Here is an 18,343-nt window from a genome sequence, read left to right as displayed (position 1 = left end):
CGCCGTCGGTGCCATTGCATCTCGATCCCACTGGGCATACCAAGACCTCGACTTCGCACGTTCACGCACGGGTGTGGGCGCGCGACGTGAGCACACCGCAGCGCGACATCTGGGTGTCGAGAGGCTTGGCCACGCTTCGATTAGGCCGTTTGGCGGACTGCTCAGCGGCCACAAGGCGTCCGGTTGGTGGGATTTGTTGTTCGCTTCCAGCGGAAACGGCGGCCGTGAATCGGCGTGGATCTGTGATCTGAAACACCGAAAGTCGGGGTTGTGATTGACGGCAGATTCGTTCCGTGGTCGGACCGGATCGGTATTTCCGCACGTCACAAGCTTTTCCGTGGTGTTGATCACGCTCCGCTAGCACCGCTGCTACAACCGGGTACTTCATGGTGACGACCGTCGCGACCCGGCGCGGGAACACTGACTCCAGCCAAAGCGTCTGGAAGAGTGGAGCCACGAGCACCGACCCCGCAGCCAGTGGGCCACCGGTGGTCGTAGCAGGATCGAGGGCGTCGGGTGATTCCGACGCCGGGACGGAGGGAGATCACGATGCCGGGAACGCTCACCCGCCCCGAGCTGACCGCCGCCGACCGCTGCGACCGCTGCGGGGCCGCTGCGAAGCTTCGCGCCGTATTGCCATCCGGTGGCGAGCTTCTGTTCTGCGGGCACCACGCCCGTGCGTACGAGGCCGGGCTGCGCGAGGTGCAGGCCGACCTCCAACAGGACGAGCAGTAAACACCCGTCGAACGTGACCGTGCCCCCGCAGGTGCTGCGGGGGCACGGTTTTTTCTCGCCCGCGAAAGCGCGCCCGCCCCGACGCCCGGGTGAGCGGCGCTTTCGCCCGGCACAGCCGCCGCTCACCCGGCATCTTCACGAGCTGAGTTCGCCCAGGGCGTCGAGCAGGCGTTGGACTTCGGCTTCGCTGGTGTAGTGCGACAGGCTGGCCCGCACGCCGCCCTTCGGCCCGATGCCGAGTGCGTGCACGACCTCCCAGGCGTAGGAATGCCCGTGGGAGACGTTCAGACCCCGCTCAGCCAGCCGCTCGGCAACCGCTGCGGGTTCCTGGCCCGCGAGCCCGAAGAACGCGGTCGGCGTGCACGCGCCCTGCGGAGCCCCGTACCGCACCACGCCGTCCAGCGCGGCCAGTCCGTCGAACAGCGCCTTGGCGAGCTTCTCCTCGTGGGCCTGCACGCTGCGGCGGGACACCGCCAGCCGCTCGGCCCGGCTGCCGTCGGCGTCGGAATCGAGTCCGGCCAGGTGCTCCACCGCGGCGACCACCCCGGCCATCGCGGCGAACGGGTTGGTGCCGAGTTCGAACCGGTCCGGCGCGGTGTCCGGTGAGGGCGTGAGCTTGTCCGGGTGCAGGTTCTCCAGCGCCCACGGATCGGCTGCGACCACCGCGGCCAGGTGCGGACCAGCCCACTTGTAGGCGCTGGTCGCGTAGAGGTCGGCACCCAGCTCGGCGAGGCGCACGTGGGCGTGCGGGCAGTGCTGCACCCCGTCCGCGTAGGAGATGGCGCCGACCTGCCTGGCCCGGTCGGTGATGGCCCGGAGGTCGGGCATGGTGCCCAGCACGTTCGAGGCCGCCGTGACGGCCACCAGCTTGGTGCGCTCGCCGATGAGGTCGGTGACGTGGTCAACGGGCAGCTCGCCCGTCTCGGGGTCCAGTTCGGCGATCCGCACGGCCGCGCCCGCGCGCTGCGCGTGCTGCACCCAGGGGCGCACGTTGGCGTCGTGGTCGAGTTGGGTCACCACGATCTCGTCACCGGGCCGCCAACCCGCGGCCAGCACGGCGGCGAAGCGGTAGGTCAGGGCGGTCATGCTCGGGCCGAACACCACGCACGCGGGATCGGGGGCACCCACCAGGTCCGCGACCGCCGCACGGGCCTCGGCGACGATCCCGGAGGCGCGGCGGCTGGACTCGTACGGGCCGCCCACGTTGGACATCCCGACCCGGTAGGCGTCGCTGACCGCGTCGATCACCGGCTGCGGCACCTGGGTGCCCGCCGCGCCGTCCAACCACGCCCTACCGTCCGCCAACGCCGGGTACTGGGCCCGAACCTTCTCCACGTCAAAAGCCATGAACAGACCTTATGAGACCAACCACGGCGACCGAAACCGAACGGCTGCGCCCGATTCACCAGGAACCCGATTCACCAGGAGCGCAGGGTGGCGATGCGTTCTTCGAGCTGTTCGATGGTGGCCATCGCGGTGGGCGGCCCGCCGCAGGTCTTCTGCAGTTCGTTGTAGATCTTGCCGTGCGGTTTGCGGGTGCGGTGGTGGTGCAGCGAGACGAGCGTGTTCAGTTCCTTGCGGAGCTTTTGCAGCCGCTCCTGCACGCTCTGCGGGCGCGCGCGCTGCTCGGCCTGCTCGGCCGCCCGCGCCGCCTTCGACTCGGCCTCGCGCCTGCCGACGTCCGTAAGCTGCTGCTCCTGGCGCTGCTGCAGCAGCGCGCGCACCTGGTCGGGTTCCAACAGGCCCGGCAGGCCCAGGTAGTCCTGCTCCTCCTCGGTGGTGCTGAAGGCCGCCGTGCCGAATGAGGAGCCGTCGTAGATCACCTGGTCCAGCTCGGCCTCGGCGCCCAGCGCGGTGAACGCCTTCTCCTCCTCGCCGGGCTCGTCCCGCTGGCGGTTGGCCTCCGCCAGCAGCTCGTCGTCCCAGCCGTCCTTCTCGCGGTGCGGCTTGCCGAGCACGTGATCGCGCTGCGCCTCCAGCTGGCTGGCGAGCTCCAGCAGCACGGGCACGCTGGGCAGGAAGATGCTCGCCGTCTCGCCCGGCCGCCGGGACCGCACGAACCGCCCCACGGCCTGGGCGAAGTACAGCGGCGTCGAAGCGCTCGTCGCGTAGACGCCGACCGCCAGCCGGGGCACGTCGACGCCTTCGCTGACCATCCGGACCGCGACCATCCAGCGCCCGTCGGACTCGGCGAACTCGGCGATCCGCCCGGATGCCTGCGGGTCGTCGGAGAGCACCACGACCGGTTCGTTGCCGGTGAGGCGCTGCAGGACCTTGGCGTAGGCCTTCGCCGTGACGTGGTCGGAGGCGATCACCAGGCCACCTGCGTCCGGGATGCCGTCGCCCCGCAGCTGCGTCAACCGGGTGTCGGCGGCTTGCAGCACGGTCGGGATCCACTCCCCCGCCGGATCCAGCGCGGTGCGCCAGGCGCGCGCGGTCTGCTCGGCGGTCAGCGGCTCGCCGAGGCGGGCGCTGAACTCGTCGCCCGCGTTGGTGCGCCACCGGGCCTCGCCGGAGTACGCCAGGAAGAGGACCGGCCGCACGACTCCGTCGCCCAGGGCATCGGAGTATCCGTAGGAGTGGTCCGCGCGGCTGCGCAGCGAGCCGTCGGCGTCGGGTTCGTAGCCGATGAACGGGATCGGGGAATCGTCGCTGCGGAACGGGGTGCCGGTCAGCGACAGCCGTCGCACGGCCGGGGTGAACGCCTCCCGGATCGCATCGCCCCAGGACTTCGCGTCGCCCGCGTGGTGCACCTCGTCGAGGATCACCAGCGTCTTGCGGCGCTCGGTGCGAACCCGGTGCAGCGTCGGGTGCGCCGCGACCTGCGCGTAGGTCACCACGACACCGCGGTAGTCGGTCGAGGTGACGCCGTCGCCGTTGCGGAAGTTGGAGTCCAGCGCGATGCCCGCCCCGCCGGCGGCCAGCGCCCACTGGTGCTTGAGGTGCTCGGTGGGCGCCACCACGGTCACCGCCTCGACCGTGCGGTCGGCCAGCAGCTCGGCGGCTACCCGCAGCCCGAAGGTCGTCTTGCCCGCGCCGGGGGTGGCCACCGCCAGGAAGTCCTGCGGTCGGCTCGCCAGGTACTTGGTGAGGGCTCGCCGCTGCCAGGCGCGCAGTGGTCGGGAAGGAGCCTGCGAGGGGTCGCTGAGCACGGATCGGACGGAATTGTCGAGTTGCGCTTCGGACACGCCAGCTCGCCGCTCCTTCCCCTGTCTCCCCAAGCCGGACTGAGGACGCACCGTTGCACAACCTCGCGACTGCCCGCACCCGCCAACGGCGTCGATCAACTCGAAGCGGACCGCCGTGGAGCTTACCTTTCAACCCCGACCAGGACGGGCACGGCCGCTGCAGTGGTGTCCGACACTCCGAGTTCCCGGGTCTTTTCCCGGGCCGACGCTCAGGACCGCAGCGGATGAAGCATCCTTATGGGTGCCATGGGTGCTCCGAGTCCTCCTGACCGCCGGGGGCGCAGCGCGACGGTCGTACCACCGCAAGCCCCGGTGCGACGCGGGCCGCTGCGCCTGGTGCTGCGCACGCTCGACAAGGCGTGGTGGGACAACATCTTCTCGGAATCGGCAGCCGCCGCGTTCTGGCAGACGCTGTCCATGCCGCCGCTGCTGCTCGGGCTGCTGGGCAGTCTGGGCTTCGTCGGGGACTGGTTCGGTCCCGACGTCGTCGACGCCGTGCACGACAAGATCCTCGCCTTCTCCCGCACGGTGTTCACCGTCAACGTGGTGGACCAGATCATCGGGCCAACGGTGGCCGACATCCTGACCAAGGGACGCAGCGAGATCGTCTCGGTCGGCTTCCTGCTGTCGCTGTGGGCGGGTTCCTCCGCGCTGGCGTCGCTGGTCGACTCGATCACCCTCGCATACAACCAGTACCTGGTGCGCAACAGCGTGTGGCAGCGGATCTTCGCGCTGCTGCTCTACCTGGTCGCCCTGGTTCTCGCGGTGGTCGGGCTGCCGGTGGTCGCGCTCGGCCCGGACTGGCTGCCGACGATCTTCCCGCGCGACTTCCAGGACGACATCGCCTGGCTGATCCAGGGGTTCTACTACCCGGCGACCGGCGTCGGGCTGGTGGTCGCGCTGGCGACGCTCTACAAGGTGTCGCTGCCCCGGAAGCTGCCGTGGCACCGCGGCCTGCCCGGCGCGCTGCTGGCGATGGTGATCTTCCTGTGCGCCAGCATCGGCCTGCGGCTCTACATCACGTGGGTGACCAGCACCGGCTACACCTACGGCGCGCTGGCCACCCCGATCGCGTTCCTGCTGTTCGCATTCTTCATCGGGCTGGCGATCATCATGGGCGCGCAGTTCAACAACGCCATCCAGGAGATGTGGCCCGCGAAGATGACCCGCCGGGAGCGCCGGAAGTGGCGGCGGCTGGAGATGAAACGCCTCGCGCAGCGGATGCACACCGAAGAGGGCTATCGCGCGTGGCGCAACGGCCAGTCCGAGGACGACAAGCCGGACACCCCGGAGCTACCGCGCAACGGTTCGCCGCTGCCGACGCGGCCGACGAACCGCCAAGCCGAACCGCACGGCGGCTGAATGACCTGTCCTTGAACTCATTTTGCGTAGCGGTGCGGGTAGCGGAACCTCAGACGCCGCTTCAAAACGAGGACAACAACAGCCCGAAAAACTGGCTGAACTCGGGCGGCGTGCTGCTCGTCCGCGCGAAGTCTCAGTCCTTGCCGCCGGGTGGGAGGGACTCGAAGATCTCCTTGCAGTCCGGGCAAACCGGCGAGCCGGGCTTCGGCGACTTGGTGACGGGGAAGACCTCACCGCACAAAGCCACCACGTACGTGCCCATGACCGCGCTTTCCGCGATCTTGTCCTTCTGCACGTAGTGGAACACCTCCGGACGGTCATCACTGGTCTTATCAGTGGTCTCGCTCCGGGTATCGGTCTCCGGCATCGTCATCGTGCTCATGCCCCCCATGATGCCGCACGGCGGCCACGCCTGTCGGCAACCCGCCGGATGTCGGCGCTCAGGCGCCCTCGATGACCTGGTGGCTGCTGGATTCCAGGGCGCGGTGCGAGCGGCGGAACCAGTGCACCTTCTCGCGCTTCTTGGCCGGGCGGTCGTTGGCGATGAGCACAGCCATCCACGGCAGCGGGATGGAGATCGCCAGGATGATCAGCGCCAACCACCACAACTGCCACAGTTGGAACACCACCACCGCCACGACCAGGCATGGGATCCGGCTGGCCATCATGATCGCGTACCTGCGGCGACGCACCGCCTGCTGATCGTCGTAGGACGGTTGGGCCTCGGTGATCAGCACCGGGGTGTCGTCACGATGTGAGCTGTTCACGGCGCTACCTCCGAATTCCATGCTCCCACTCGATCGCGTTCGCCGATACCCCGGCCGGGGCATCGGCAGGACAGGTGAGGTTGACCGGTAGGAAGCAGCGCCGAAACCTCGCCGGGTTAGATTCGTCAGGATCAACGGTGCGCTGGAGGGCGAATGCTGTACGCGGTGAGCAAACGGGTCGTGGGCGCGGTGGCGCGGACGATCTACCGGCCGAGCGTCATCGACGTCGACAAGGTTCCCGCGACCGGACCGGTGATCCTGGCGCCGAACCACCTCGCGGTCCTCGACAGCTTCATCGTCCCGCTGGTGCTGCCCCGCCCGGTGGCGTTCCTGGCCAAGGCGGAGTACTTCCAGGGCACCGGCGCCAAGGGCGCGCTGACCAAGTGGCTGTTCGGCTCGCTGGGGGCGATCCCGGTGGAGCGCGGGCGCGGTCGGGCGGCCAAGGAGGCGCTGGAGGCCGCCGAGCAGGTGTTGCGGCAGGGCGGTGCCTTCGGCATCCACCCGGAAGGCACCCGCTCCCCCGACGGGCGGCTGTACCGGGGCCGGACCGGGGTGGCCCGGTTGGCGCTGAGCACCGGAGCGCCGGTGGTGCCGGTGGCGCTGACCGGCACGGACAAGCTCCAGCCGCGCGGTACGAAGATTCCCCGCCTGCACCCGGTGACCGTCCGGTTCGGCGATCCGCTGGACTTCAACCGCTACTCCGGCATGGAGAGCTCGCTGCCGGTGCTGCGGTCCATCACTGACGAGATCATGTACGCCATCGCCGAACTTTCCGATCAGGAGTACGTCGACCGCTACCAGCGCCCCGGCGCGGCGGCGGCCTGACCAGACCGGCGCTATGACGCCCCGAGACGCACCCGGAGCTCCTCCCCTGCGGCACGGGTCCCGGGGAGCCGGTCTTCGCCGACTCCGGCCGCGCGCAGGGCGGCGTCCGCACCCGCACCGGCGAAGGCAACCGGGTCCAGGCCCGTTTCCTCCCGCCGGATGAGGATCACGCTTTCCACCACGCCGAAGACGAAATCCGCGCGACCGGATGCTCGCGGACCCGCGAGGGCTTCGACCAGCACGCGGTAGGCGTCCTTCAGTTCGGCGCGTTGCCGCCGGAACTCCGCGAACCGCGGCCCGGCGACCTCCGGCAGCAGGTACAGCGCGCCGAGGTTGTGCTCGCCGCTGGCGAGCAGTTCGATGTCGGCCCGGCACAGCGCCCACAACCGCACCGCCGGATCCTCGTCGCGACTCAGCAGGGTCGCGGCGAGCTCCGCCGACGGCCGCACGGTTCGTTCCAGCAGCACGGCGAGGACGTCCTCCTTGGTCCCGAAGTAGTGGTACAGGGCCGCCTGCCGCAAACCGGCTCGCTCCGCCAGTGCCCGCGTCGACGTGGCCGCGAAACCGCGCTCGGTGAACAGCGCGGCACCGGCGGCCAGCAGGTCCTCCCGCGAATCACCGGTACCGGCCGACCCGGCCCTGGGCCGCCCCACTCGTCCCTGCGTTCTCACCTGGTCATCATCGCCGAATCCGCGAACTCACCGCGCCGCGGCGGCTCGCGGTGAGATTTCGGAAACACGGTGCTCACAGTTGCTTACCGCCCGGTGATTCCGCTGCCACGTCGACGTCTTCGCAGCTCACTAATTTCTGTCGCGCGACAAAAATTAACCGGGAGGTCGCGTGACGACTACTGCCGAAACGGATGAGCTCGCAGCCTTCGGCTACCGCCAGGAACTGCGCCGCTCGCTGGGTTCCTTCAGCGCCTTCGCCGCCGGTTTTTCCTTCGTGTCGATCCTGACCACCGTGTTCCAGCTGTTCGGGCTCGGCTATTCCTTCGGCGGCACGATGTTCTTCTGGACCTGGCCGGTGGTGATCGTCGGCCAACTGTTCGTGGCGTTGAACTTCGCCGAACTCGCTGCCCGCTACCCGCTTGCCGGGTCGATCTACCAGTGGGCCAAGCACCTCTCGCGCGGTTTTCCGGGCTGGCTGGCGGGCTGGATGATGCTGCTCGGCTGCACGGTGGCGTTGGCCGCCGCGGCCATCGCGTTGCAGGTGGTGCTGCCGTCGGTGTGGAGCGGTTTCCAGCTCGTGGGCGGGGATCCGTCGATCACCTCGCCGACCGGTGCCACGAACGCGGTGCTGCTGGGCAGCGCGCTGATCGTGTTCACCACCGCCGCCAACGCGGCGGGGGTGCGGGTGATCGCGAAGATCAACGATCTCGGCGTCGCGGCCGAACTGGTGGGCGTGGTCGTGCTGATCGTCGGTCTGGCGCTGTTCGCGGTGCGCGGGCCGCAGGTGGTGGCCGAACCGCTGACCGGCGGGGCCGCCGGCGCCGGGGTGCTGGCCTCCGCGCTGATGGCGGCGTACGTGCTCTACGGATTCGACACCGCCGCGTCGGTCGCCGAGGAGACGGTGGACGCCCGCCGGTCCGCGCCGCGTGCGGTGTTGCGGGCGCTGCTGATCTCCGGGATCGGCGGCCTCGCGGTGATCCTGGTGGCGCTGATGGCCGCACCGAGCCTGACCGACGGCCGGTTGGCCTCCGAAGGCCTGCCGTACGTGATCAGCACGGTGTTCGGGGACGCACTGGGCCGGATCTTCCTGGCCGACGTCGCGGTCGCGGTAGTCGTGTGCACGCTGACGATCCAGACCGGCACGATCCGGATCTGCTACGCGATGGCCCGCGACGGCGTGCTGCCCGCGGCGGCGCGACTGGCGAAGGTGCATCCGCGCACCGGCACGCCGGTGCTGCCCGCGCTGGTCTCCGGGGCGGTGGCGATCGGTCTGCTGCTGTTGAACCTGGGCAACTCGACGATCTTCAGCGCCATCACCGGCACATCGGTGGTGGTCGTCTACCTGTCGTACCTGCTGGTGACGCTTCCGCTGCTCAGAGCCCGGCTGCGGGGCCGCTTCACCGCCCAGCCGGGCCTGTTCTCGCTGGGGCGTTGGGGGGTGCCGATCAACGTCCTCGCCGTGCTGTGGGGACTGGTGATGATCGTCAACATCGCGTGGCCGCGTCCGGAGGTCTACGACACCGCGGGAACCGGCTCGCTGTGGGCACTGCTGTTCCCGCTGGAATTCCTCGTCGCCGCGACGGTCGTCGGCTGGCTGTGCTGGCGGACCGCACGCGCCCGCACCGAAATGTCGTGAGCGGAGCCCGCTTTCACCGACCCCGAAACGCCCGAGGAGGCGAACCCGTGAGCACTGCAACCACCTACGGAGCGCGCGAGCACGCGCGGGCGCAGGAAGGCACCACCGCAGAGGCCATGCCGGTACTCCCGGCGTCGCGGTGGCCGCAGCCGCCGGACGGCGTCGCGGCGGAGTCGCTGGTGTGGGCCGAGACCGTGGCCAGCGGCGGCTACGCGCACAAGGTGCTGGCCCGTGGCACCCACCTGCGGCTGACCGACCTGCACGGCGACGCGTGCGCGCATCTGCTGCTGCACAACGCGTTGCAGCCCGACGAGCGGCTGAACGTCGCGGACACGGTGAAGGTGCAGTGGAACGCCTACTTGCGGTCCGGGAACCTGCTGCTGTCCGACCAGGCACGGGTGCTGGCGTCGATCGTCGCGGACTCCTCCGGCCACCACGACGCGCTGTGCTCGACGTCCACATTGGCCGCCAACACCGAGCGCTACGGCGCGGGTGCGCCGCACAGCGGCTCGCCCGCCGGGCGGGAGCTGTTCAAGCTGGCGCTGGCCAAGCACGGGCTCGGCCCGCGAGACATCGCACCGAGTCTCGCGCTGTTCAAGGGCGTGCGCGTCGGGGCCGACGGCGACCTGGAGTTCAGCGGCGGTGCGGGCGGTTCGGTCACGTTGCGCATCGAGATGCCGGTGATCTTCTCCATCGCCAACACCGCGCATCCACTGGACCCGCGCCCCGAGTTCACCTGCTCAACCCTGGAAGTCCTGGCCTGGCGCGGTGCTGCCACCACCCCCGAGGAACCGCTGTGGACGCGATCCCCGGAAGGCCGACGCGCCTTCGCCAACACCGCCGACTACCTGACCGCGAGGGGAATCGCATGAGCACCGTGCTCGACCAGGTCGTGCCGCCACGCGCACCGTTTTCCGCCGTCGTCGAGCAGGGCAACGTGCTGCACATCGTCGATCTGCACGGCAACCAGGCGGTGGACTTCCTGGCGTACGACGCCGCCGACACCGCCCGTCGCTACAGCGCGGGCAACACCATCGCCAAGCAGGGCAACATCTTCCTGACCACCGGCAGCGTGCTGCGCAGCCAAGAGGACGACGCGCTGATGACGGTCGTCGAAGACACCTGCGGGCGCCACGACACCATCGGCGGCGCGTGCAGCAAGGAATCCAACACGCTGCGCTACGGCCACCACACCTACCACCAGCACGGATGCGTGGAGAACTTCCTCATCGAGGGCTCCCGCTGGGGGCTGGGCAAACGCGATCTGGTCGGCAACGTCAACTGGTACATGAACGTCCCGGTCGAGGCCGACGGCACGCTCGGCATCGTCGACGGAATCTCCGCGCCCGGCCTCCGGGTGGCGTTGCGCGCCGAGATCGACGTGCTGGTGCTGGTCTCGAACTGCCCGCAGATCAACAACCCCTGCAACGGGTTCGAGCCGACCGAGATCCGGGTGGTCGTCACCGACGGCGCTGGCGAGGTGCCACGTGGTTGACAAGCTGCTGGTCGCCAACCGGGGCGAGATCGCGGTCCGGATCCTGCGCAGCGCGCGGGAACTGGGCATCGCGGCGGTGGCGGTGTACTCCGAGGCCGACCGGTGCGCGCCGCACGTCCGGCTGGCTGACGAAGCCGTGCTGCTCGGGCCCGCCCCAGCCACCGAGAGCTACCTGTCGGCAGACCGCATCATCGATGCCGCCCGGCGCACCGGCGCCGACGCGATCCACCCTGGCTACGGTTTCCTCTCGGAGGACGCGGGCTTCGCGCAGCGCGTGGCGGCGGCCGGGCTCAGCTTCATCGGACCGACACCGCGGCAGCTGGAGCTGTTCGGCAGCAAGCACACCGCTCGTGAACAGGCCCTCGCGGCAGGCGTTGCGCTGCTGCCCGGCACCGGCCTGCTATCTACAGTGGACGATTGTCTCGCGGCGGCCGACGACGTCGGCTACCCGGTGATGCTCAAGGCCGTCGGCGGTGGCGGCGGGATCGGGATGCGGGCCTGCCGAACGCCGGACGAGCTGCGCGCGGCGTGGGCTTCCGTGCAGGGCGTCGCCGCGAAGAACTTCGCCACCTCCGGGGTTTTCCTGGAGCGGCTGGTGGAGCGCGCCCGGCACATCGAGGTCCAGGTGTTCGGCGACGGCCGTGGCCGCGTCCTGCCCCTAGGCGATCGGGACTGCACCTTGCAGCGCCGCAACCAGAAGGTCGTCGAGGAGTGCCCGGCACCTGGCCTGCCCGCGCGGATCCGCGAGCACATCAGCAACGCAGCGCTGAAGTTGTGCTCCTCGGTGCACTACCGGTCGGCTGGCACCGTGGAGTTCGTCTACGACGTCGACCGCGACGAGGCGGCGTTCCTGGAGGTGAACACCCGGCTGCAGGTCGAGCACACCGTGACCGAGGAGGTCTTCGGCATCGACCTCGTCTCGTGGATGCTGCGGTTGGCCGATGGCGACACCGGCATGTTCGACCAGTCGCCACGACCCCGCGGCCACGCCGTCGAACTGCGGGTCTGCGCCGAAGACCCGGCCCGCGAGTACCGGCCCAGCGCTGGTCTGCTGACCCGCGCCGAGTTCCCGTCCGATGTTCGGGTCGACACCTGGGTCGAGACCGGCACCGAGGTGACCGCGCACTACGACTCGCTGCTGGCGAAGGTCGTGGTATCCGGGGCGAACCGGGATGCCGCGCTGGCGGCGGCCAGCGATGCGGTGCGCGGCACCCGGCTGGACGGGATCCGCACCAATCTCGGCTTCCTGCGCGCCGCTGTCGACGATCCGCGGTTTCGCGCCGCCACGCACGACACGACGACACTGTCCACAGTGGTCGATGACGAACCGGCGGTCGAGGTGCTGCGGGCGGGCACCATGACGACCGTGCAGGACTGGCCGGGTCGGCGGGGGTACTGGCACGTCGGCGTACCGCCGTGCGGGCCGATGGACGACCGGTCGTTCCGGCTGGGCAACATCGCGCTCGGAAATCCGGCGGGCGCGCCCGGTCTCGAATGCACCCTCGACGGCCCGGCGCTGCGGTTCACCCACGGCACCACGGTGTGCGTCACCGGCGCCCCGGCGCCGGTGAGCGTTGACGGCGAACCGGTCCCGATGTGGGAGCCGGTCGTGGTTCCCACCGACGGCGTGCTCGACATCGGCGCCACCGAGTCCGCAGGCCTGCGGACCTACCTGCTGATCGCCGGTGGCTTCGACGTCCCGGAATTCCTCGGCAGCGCGAGCACCTTCACGCTCGGCAAGTTCGGCGGGCACGGCGGCCGGGCACTGCGCGTCGGCGACGTGCTGCAACCGGGCCCGGTCCGCGGCGCACCGGGCGGCGCTGTGCCCGCCGAAGGGCGCCCGCAGTTGACGAACACCTGGGTCGTCGGCGCGCTCGAAGGCCCCCATGCGGCGCCGGAGTTCTTCACCCCGCAAGACATCGAGGTCTTCTACGAAACCGACTGGCAGGTGCACTTCAACTCGGCTCGCACCGGGGTGCGGCTGGTCGGCCCCCGGCCGACGTGGGCGCGCAGCGACGGTGGTGAAGCCGGGCTGCACCCGTCGAACATCCACGACACGCCCTACTCGGTGGCCGCCGTCGACTACACCGGTGACCTGCCGATCCTGCTCGGCCCGGACGGCCCCAGCCTCGGCGGATTCGTCTGCCCGGCCACCGTCGCCACCGGCGAGCGCTGGAAGCTCGGCCAGTTCCGCCCCGGCGACACCGTGCGCTTCGCGCCGATCAGCGTCGATCACGCCGCCGAACTGCGCCGCGCTCCTGGCCGCGCTCCTGGCGCCTCCAGGCGCGCGGTCGCCGACGGTGGGGTGCTCGGCGCGCTGGACGCCACCGAGTCCCGGCCGTCGGTGACCTACCGGCGCAGTGGCGATGACAACCTGCTCGTCGAATACGGGCCGATGAAGCTCGACCTGGCGCTGCGCATGCGGGTGCACGCGCTCGCCGAAACGCTGCGCGAACAGGACCTCCCCGGCATCGTCGACCTCACGCCGGGCATCCGGTCGCTGCAACTGCACGTCGACCCCGACGAGATGCCCGTGGAGAAGGCGCTGGGCCTGGTGCGGGAACTGGAGGCCGACTTGCCGCCGACCAGCGAGCTCCGCGTGCCAAGCCGCACCGTGCACCTGCCGCTGTCCTGGGACGATCCGGCGACCCGGGAAGCCATCGCCCGCTACGTGGCCGGGGTGCGCGACGACGCGCCGTGGTGCCCGTGGAACATCGAGTTCATCCGCCGCGCGAACGGTCTGTCCAGTGTGGACGACGTGTACCGGACCGTGTTCGACGCCGAGTACCTGGTGCTGGGGCTGGGGGACGTCTACCTCGGCGCACCCGTGGCCACCCCGCTGGATCCCCGGCATCGGCTGATCACCACCAAGTACAACCCGGCCCGCACCTGGACCGCGGAGAACTCCGTCGGTATCGGCGGCGCGTACCTGTGCATCTACGGCATGGAAGGTCCCGGCGGGTACCAGTTCGTCGGCCGCACCGTGCAGGTGTGGAGCGGCTGGCAGCAGCGCGGCTCCTTCGAACCCGGTTCGCCGTGGCTGCTGCGGTTCTTCGACCGCATCAGGTGGTACCCGGTTTCGGCCGAGGAATTGCTCGAAATGCGCGCCGACTGCGCCGCCGGGCGGCTGCGGCTGGACATCACCGAGGGCGAGTTCGTGCTCGCCGACCACGAACGCTTCCTGGCCGACAACGCCGAGGAAATCGCCGAGTTCCGCGCCAGGCAGGCCGAGGCCTTCGAGGCCGAACGCCAGGCATGGGAGGCGGCAGGCGAGTTCGACCCCAAGCCCGAACCGGAGCTCGTGGTGTCCGCACCGACCACTGTGGATGTTCCTGCTGGTGGCCAGGTGGTGGAAGCGCCGTTCGTGGCAACAGTCTGGCGCGTCGACGTGCAGCCGGGTCAGCGCATCGAAGCGGACCAACAGCTGCTCGCCCTGGAAGCGATGAAGACCGAGGCGGCCGTCACCGCCCCCAGTGCCGCGACGGTGGCCGAAATCCTGGTCTCACCAGGCGACCAGGTCGGCCCGGGCACGCCACTGGTCACCCTCGCCCCATGAATCGAAGTGCCTGCGACCAGGGCACGGATACGCCAACTTCCACGATGCGACGACGGTAGTCCTGCCTATTTCGCCGCTGCGACCGAGAACGAGGGAGCTCCACTGATGCGGGAAGAGCTGTTGCGCGAGCGCGTCCAGCGCACCTACCGGCGCATCGCCGAGGTCGATCGCCCCGAGGTGTGGATCGACCTGCGGCCGGAATCCGAACTGCTCGCCGAGGCCACCTCCCTCGCCGAACGGGCCGATTCCGGCGAGGCCCTGCCGCTGGCCGGTGCACTCGTCGCGGTCAAGGGAAACATCGACGTCGCAGGGCTTCCGACCACCGCGGGCTGTCCCGCCTACGCCCGCACCCCCGACCGCGATGCGCCCGCAGTCGCCCGGCTGCGCGCGGCAGGCGCGCTGATCCTCGGAACCACCAACCTCGACCAGTTCGCCACCGGTCTCGTCGGCACCCGTTCCCCCTACGGCGCGGTGCGCAACGCGATCGACCCCGAACGCATCTCCGGCGGCTCCAGTTCCGGCTCCGCGGTCGCCGTCGCACTCGGCATCGCCGACCTCGCGCTGGGCACCGACACCGCCGGATCCGGCCGGGTGCCCGCCGCGCTGAACGGCGTCGTCGGTCTCAAACCAACTCGCGGGCTGATCTCCACCGACGGCGTGGTGCCCGCCTGCCGCAGCATCGACTGCGTGACGGTGTTCGCTCGCACCGTCCCCGAAGCCCACCGGGCGCTGGAGGTCATGGCCGACGCCGTGCCGACGACCACGCTTGCCGCGCCGTACCGCATCGGCGTACCCGATCTCGCGGAACTCGGCGACCTCGCGCCCGGCTGGGCGCGGGCGTTCGCCGACACCGCCGAACGCTTCGCCGCAGCCGGTGCCGAGCTGGTGCCGGTCGGGCTCACCCCCTTCCGCGAGGCGGCGGACCTGCTCTACCAGGGCGCGTTCGTCGCCGAGCGCTACACCGCGGTCGGCGAGTTCGTCGACGCCCACCCCGGCGACATCGACCCCACCGTCGCCAAGATCATCTCCGCGTCCGCCGGAATCGCCGCGCACCAGGTGTTCGCCGACCAGGCACGGCTCGCCGAGCTCGCGACGCAGGCCGCCGCGCAGCTGGACGGCATCGACGCCCTGCTGCTGCCGACCACGACGCAGCACCCGACCCTGGCGGCGGTGGCCGCCGATCCGGTGGGCGTCAACAGCGACCTCGGCAGGTTCACCAACTTCGCGAACCTGCTGAACATGTCCGCGCTCGCCATCCCGGCCGGTCTCGTCGACGGCCTGCCCTTCGGCGTGATGCTCGTCGGCGCGGCGCTCCAGGACGCGGCGCTGGCCCGGATCGCCGGACTGCTCGACGACGGCGAGACACCCGTGCAACTGGCGGTCGCAGGCGCCCACCTCGCCGGACAGCCGCTCAACCACCAGCTCACCGACCGCAACGCCAGGTTCGTGCGCACCACCACGACGGCCCCGACCTACCGGCTGCACGCACTGGACGCGGTGCCCTCGAAGCCGGGCCTGGTGCGGGCGAATTCGGGCGCGGCCATCGAGGTCGAGGTGTGGGAGCTGAGCACGGCCGCATTCGGTTCCTTCGCCGCTACCGTGCCCGCGCCGATGACCATCGGCGTGGTCGAACTCGCCGACGGCAGCACGGTCCGCGGTTTCCTCTGCGAACCGGCCGCGCTCGACGGCGCCCAGGACATCACCGCGCACCGGGGCTGGCGCGCCTACCTGGTGGCCGACTGAGCAGCCGTGGTGGATGGCGGCGAAGAGGAGGTGGTCGGCGAGCCGGACCTCGGCGACGTCGGCGGTGGACTGGTGGGCCGCTGGCTCGTCGATGGCGACGTGGTGGTCGCGGCTGGCGGGCTCGGCGTTTCTTCGCCGGTAGTGCCCACCGGAGGGTCCGGGTAGCTGCTCGTGGCGCCCACCGGCGGGTCCGCCGGGTAGCCGTAGCACTGCTGGGAGGTCCACCCGGCACATGGATCGGTGCTGGTCAGCGAGTCGGGTGGCGGTGCGGCCTCGGGCTGGTCGACGATCTGCCGCTCCCGCGAGCTCGCACTGCCGTGCGCACCGAGACGTCCGGGGCCGACCGCGTCGCGCGGGCGCTCGGTTGCTCGCGGAACCGCCGTTGCGCGCGCGGCCATCTTGGCTGGCAGCGGCATCACCGATTGCGCGACCCGCGGCGGCAGCAGCTTCGGCGGGGCCGGGGCGCCGCACGCCCCGACCGCGAGCGTCAGACCCGACACGACGACGACAACGGCACAACGACTCATGCGCTTCCCCCGGTGCACAGGGCCCGTGCGATGCCACGAGCCGACGCCATGGGTTCCGCGTTGACGTTGCCGCGCGTTATCCGACTACCGCCCGTAGTTCCCGGTTCGGCTAGGCCTTGGCGGCTTTGGCGGCGGCTTTCTGCTGCTTCTTCCAGGCACGCACTTCGTCGAGGGTCTGCTCGTCGACGACGTCTGCGATCGAACGGCGGGCGTCCGCGTCACCGTAGGCACCGGCGGCCTCGCGCCACCCCGCTGGCTGGACGCCCCACTGCTTGCCCAGCAGCGCCAGGAAGATCCGCGCCTTCTGATCGCCGAAGCCGGGCAGCGCTTTCAGGCGCTTCAGCACTTCCTTGCCGTCCGCCTCGGCCCACAGCCGCTCGACGTCACCGTCGTAGTGCTCGACCAGGTACTGGCACAACGCCTGGATGCGCTTGGCCATCGAGCCGGGGAACCGGTGGATCGCCGGCGGCTGGGCGCAGATCGCCGCGAACTCGTCGGGATCCATGACCGCGATCCCGTGCGCATCCAGTTCACCGAGCCGCTCCACCAGCGTCTTGGGACCCGAAAACGCCTTCTCCATGGCGATCTGCTGATCCAGCAGCATGCCCGTGAGCAGGGCGAACGGATCATCGGAGAGCAATTTGTCGGCGTCGGCGTCGCCGGTGAGGTGCAGCGTCTTCGACATGGACACATCGTCGCACGTGCGTCCGTCGGCATCGTCCGGAAGGTGTTGCCCGCCTACACTTCGCCGCTGTGTCTGAGCAACGTCATGCGGCGCCGGTCGACGACGTAGCGCGACCGTGGTGCATTGTTCTACAATGTGCTACATGCTCGATGAGCTGTGGTGGGATGACGAAGACGCCACCCACATCCGCACCCGCTCGGCCCGCTACCCCGGTGCGACCGACATTGAACCCGCGTGGACGTTGGAGGCTGCCACCGACCCGCACTGCATCGTGCGCAACCCTGACCCCAGGAGCCATGTCGGCTACACCCGGATCATCGGGTACTCGGCGAGTGCCGGATGCGTACTGACCGTGATCGTCGACCCCGAGGACAGCTCCGGAGTGACCGCGTGGAAGACCCGCGGAGCCGATCTCCGCGAGTACATCGAAGGCAAGGAGGCATGACCATGACCGACCCCGCCAAGTCGGCCCGCCGTGCACGACACGACGCCATCCGCGCTCAGGTCGCCGACGAAGAAATTGAAGCGACTGAAGCCGAGGTAGCCGAAAACGCCGCTGCCCTCGACGTTTCACTCCACCTGCGCATCAGCCAGTCCCTCGACGCCGAGTTGCGACGCCGGGCGGCCGCCGAGCACATTCCCACATCCGCACTCGTTCGACGGCTCCTCACTCAGGCCGTGCACCGGCACGACTCCGGTGGCCTCACGTCCACTGAGGTCGAAGAGATCGCCCGCCGCGTCGCTCGCGAGGAACTTCAACGAAGCTGAAACCCGCACCGAGAGTCACGTTCGGCATCAAGGCAGCCGCATCAGTCGACCTGACACCGACGAGATCGTCGATGCCTGCGGGGGGGGGAACGCGTCCGTACCGGGGTGATGCTCGATGCCCGACATCGCGATTGTGTTCACGGGGCGGATCCTGTTCCCCTTTGATCCATTCCAGTCATTTACGAGATCGCCGCAAGTCGGCTGTAGCCGAACCCGCCTCCCCACTTACTTCAAGTGTGTCACCCTCTGCTGATCCAGCAGCATGCCCAGCAGCAGGGCGAGCGGATCGCGCGAGAGCAGCGCGTCGGCCTCGACGTCGCCGGTGAGGTTGAGCTTGTTCCGCATAGCAACATCCTGGCACGCGAAGGCATCACCTGCCCCGGCG

17 protein-coding genes are annotated in these 18,343 nt (G+C 70.0%); 10 read left to right on the top strand and 7 right to left on the bottom strand.

The features are described from left to right. Positions 1-549 precede the first annotated feature (549 nt). Entirely contained in the window at positions 550-735 is a 186-nt protein-coding gene (locus ACTWQN_RS15770; RefSeq protein WP_085982109.1) for a DUF7455 domain-containing protein, read from the top strand. 135 nt (positions 736-870) lie between these two features. Here ACTWQN_RS15770 and ACTWQN_RS15765 read toward each other — a convergent pair whose 3' ends face one another. Both ACTWQN_RS15765 and ACTWQN_RS15760 read right to left on the bottom strand, forming a co-directional pair. After that, positions 871-2,082, bottom strand: coding sequence for a cysteine desulfurase-like protein (locus ACTWQN_RS15765; RefSeq protein ID WP_443204217.1), 1,212 nt, complete (start codon positions 2,080-2,082; stop codon positions 871-873). 71 nt (positions 2,083-2,153) lie between these two features. Then, on the bottom strand, positions 2,154-3,923 hold the full coding sequence (locus tag ACTWQN_RS15760) for a DEAD/DEAH box helicase (RefSeq protein ID WP_443204216.1): 1,770 nt from the start codon (positions 3,921-3,923) through the stop codon (positions 2,154-2,156). A 246-nt stretch (positions 3,924-4,169) separates the two neighbouring features. Here ACTWQN_RS15760 and ACTWQN_RS15755 point away from each other — a divergent pair, with 246 nt between their 5' ends. Next, on the top strand, positions 4,170-5,285 hold the full coding sequence (locus tag ACTWQN_RS15755) for a YihY/virulence factor BrkB family protein (protein WP_443204215.1): 1,116 nt from the start codon (positions 4,170-4,172) through the stop codon (positions 5,283-5,285). Positions 5,286-5,418: 133 nt separating this feature from the next. Here ACTWQN_RS15755 and ACTWQN_RS15750 read toward each other — a convergent pair whose 3' ends face one another. Both ACTWQN_RS15750 and ACTWQN_RS15745 read right to left on the bottom strand, forming a co-directional pair. Continuing rightward, the gene (locus ACTWQN_RS15750; protein ID WP_443204214.1) at positions 5,419-5,667 is read right to left on the bottom strand and encodes a DUF3039 domain-containing protein; all 249 of its coding nucleotides are present in this window, start codon (positions 5,665-5,667) and stop codon (positions 5,419-5,421) included. Positions 5,668-5,725: 58 nt separating this feature from the next. Beyond that, complete coding sequence (locus ACTWQN_RS15745; protein ID WP_443204213.1) at positions 5,726-6,073, bottom strand: DUF3099 domain-containing protein; 348 nt, start codon at positions 6,071-6,073, stop codon at positions 5,726-5,728. A gap of 132 nt (positions 6,074-6,205) precedes the next feature. On the opposite strand from ACTWQN_RS15745, the gene ACTWQN_RS15740 reads away from it, so the two are divergent. Further along, entirely contained in the window at positions 6,206-6,877 is a 672-nt protein-coding gene (locus ACTWQN_RS15740; protein ID WP_443204212.1) for a lysophospholipid acyltransferase family protein, read from the top strand. A gap of 11 nt (positions 6,878-6,888) precedes the next feature. Here ACTWQN_RS15740 and ACTWQN_RS15735 read toward each other — a convergent pair whose 3' ends face one another. Next, positions 6,889-7,548, bottom strand: a complete 660-nt coding sequence (locus tag ACTWQN_RS15735; RefSeq protein ID WP_443204211.1) for a TetR/AcrR family transcriptional regulator — start codon at positions 7,546-7,548, stop codon at positions 6,889-6,891. Between the two features lie 169 nt (positions 7,549-7,717). On the opposite strand from ACTWQN_RS15735, the gene ACTWQN_RS15730 reads away from it, so the two are divergent. The 5 genes from ACTWQN_RS15730 to atzF all read left to right on the top strand — a co-directional run bounded on the left by ACTWQN_RS15730 (position 7,718) and on the right by atzF (position 15,978). After that, positions 7,718-9,184, top strand: a complete 1,467-nt coding sequence (locus ACTWQN_RS15730; RefSeq protein WP_443204210.1) for an amino acid permease — start codon at positions 7,718-7,720, stop codon at positions 9,182-9,184. 47 nt (positions 9,185-9,231) lie between these two features. After that, entirely contained in the window at positions 9,232-10,056 is an 825-nt protein-coding gene (locus tag ACTWQN_RS15725) for an urea amidolyase associated protein UAAP1 (RefSeq protein ID WP_443204209.1), read from the top strand. After that, the gene (locus ACTWQN_RS15720) at positions 10,053-10,679 is read left to right on the top strand and encodes an urea amidolyase associated protein UAAP2 (protein ID WP_443204208.1); all 627 of its coding nucleotides are present in this window, start codon (positions 10,053-10,055) and stop codon (positions 10,677-10,679) included. Before ACTWQN_RS15725 ends, ACTWQN_RS15720 begins: the two co-directional genes overlap by 4 nt. Beyond that, positions 10,672-14,235, top strand: a complete 3,564-nt coding sequence (uca, locus tag ACTWQN_RS15715) for an urea carboxylase (RefSeq protein ID WP_443204207.1) — start codon at positions 10,672-10,674, stop codon at positions 14,233-14,235. The genes ACTWQN_RS15720 and uca overlap by 8 nt, the downstream gene beginning before the upstream one ends. Positions 14,236-14,340: 105 nt before the next feature. After that, positions 14,341-15,978 (top strand): allophanate hydrolase, encoded by a 1,638-nt coding sequence (gene atzF / locus ACTWQN_RS15710; RefSeq protein ID WP_443204206.1) that lies wholly within the window; start codon positions 14,341-14,343, stop codon positions 15,976-15,978. Here the strand turns inward: atzF and ACTWQN_RS15705 are convergent. Together ACTWQN_RS15705 and ACTWQN_RS15700 are read right to left on the bottom strand one after the other, a co-directional pair. Next, positions 15,960-16,505, bottom strand: a complete 546-nt coding sequence (locus ACTWQN_RS15705; RefSeq protein ID WP_443204205.1) for a hypothetical protein — start codon at positions 16,503-16,505, stop codon at positions 15,960-15,962. The two genes, atzF and ACTWQN_RS15705, sit on opposite strands and share 19 nt — an antisense overlap. A 109-nt stretch (positions 16,506-16,614) precedes the next feature. Beyond that, the gene (locus tag ACTWQN_RS15700; RefSeq protein ID WP_443204204.1) at positions 16,615-17,190 is read right to left on the bottom strand and encodes an HhH-GPD-type base excision DNA repair protein; all 576 of its coding nucleotides are present in this window, start codon (positions 17,188-17,190) and stop codon (positions 16,615-16,617) included. Positions 17,191-17,332: 142 nt separating this feature from the next. On the opposite strand from ACTWQN_RS15700, the gene ACTWQN_RS15695 reads away from it, so the two are divergent. Next, positions 17,333-17,635 (top strand): hypothetical protein, encoded by a 303-nt coding sequence (locus ACTWQN_RS15695; RefSeq protein WP_443204203.1) that lies wholly within the window; start codon positions 17,333-17,335, stop codon positions 17,633-17,635. After that, on the top strand, positions 17,632-17,958 hold the full coding sequence (locus tag ACTWQN_RS15690; protein WP_443204202.1) for a hypothetical protein: 327 nt from the start codon (positions 17,632-17,634) through the stop codon (positions 17,956-17,958). The genes ACTWQN_RS15695 and ACTWQN_RS15690 overlap by 4 nt, the downstream gene beginning before the upstream one ends. The last annotated feature ends 385 nt before the right edge of the window (positions 17,959-18,343 follow it).

The organism is Saccharopolyspora antiqui (genome assembly GCF_052246905.1).
Taxonomy (GTDB): domain Bacteria; phylum Actinomycetota; class Actinomycetes; order Mycobacteriales; family Pseudonocardiaceae; genus Saccharopolyspora.
Note: the sequence above shows the minus strand (reverse complement) of the source record. Positions and strands in the feature narration are given on the sequence as shown.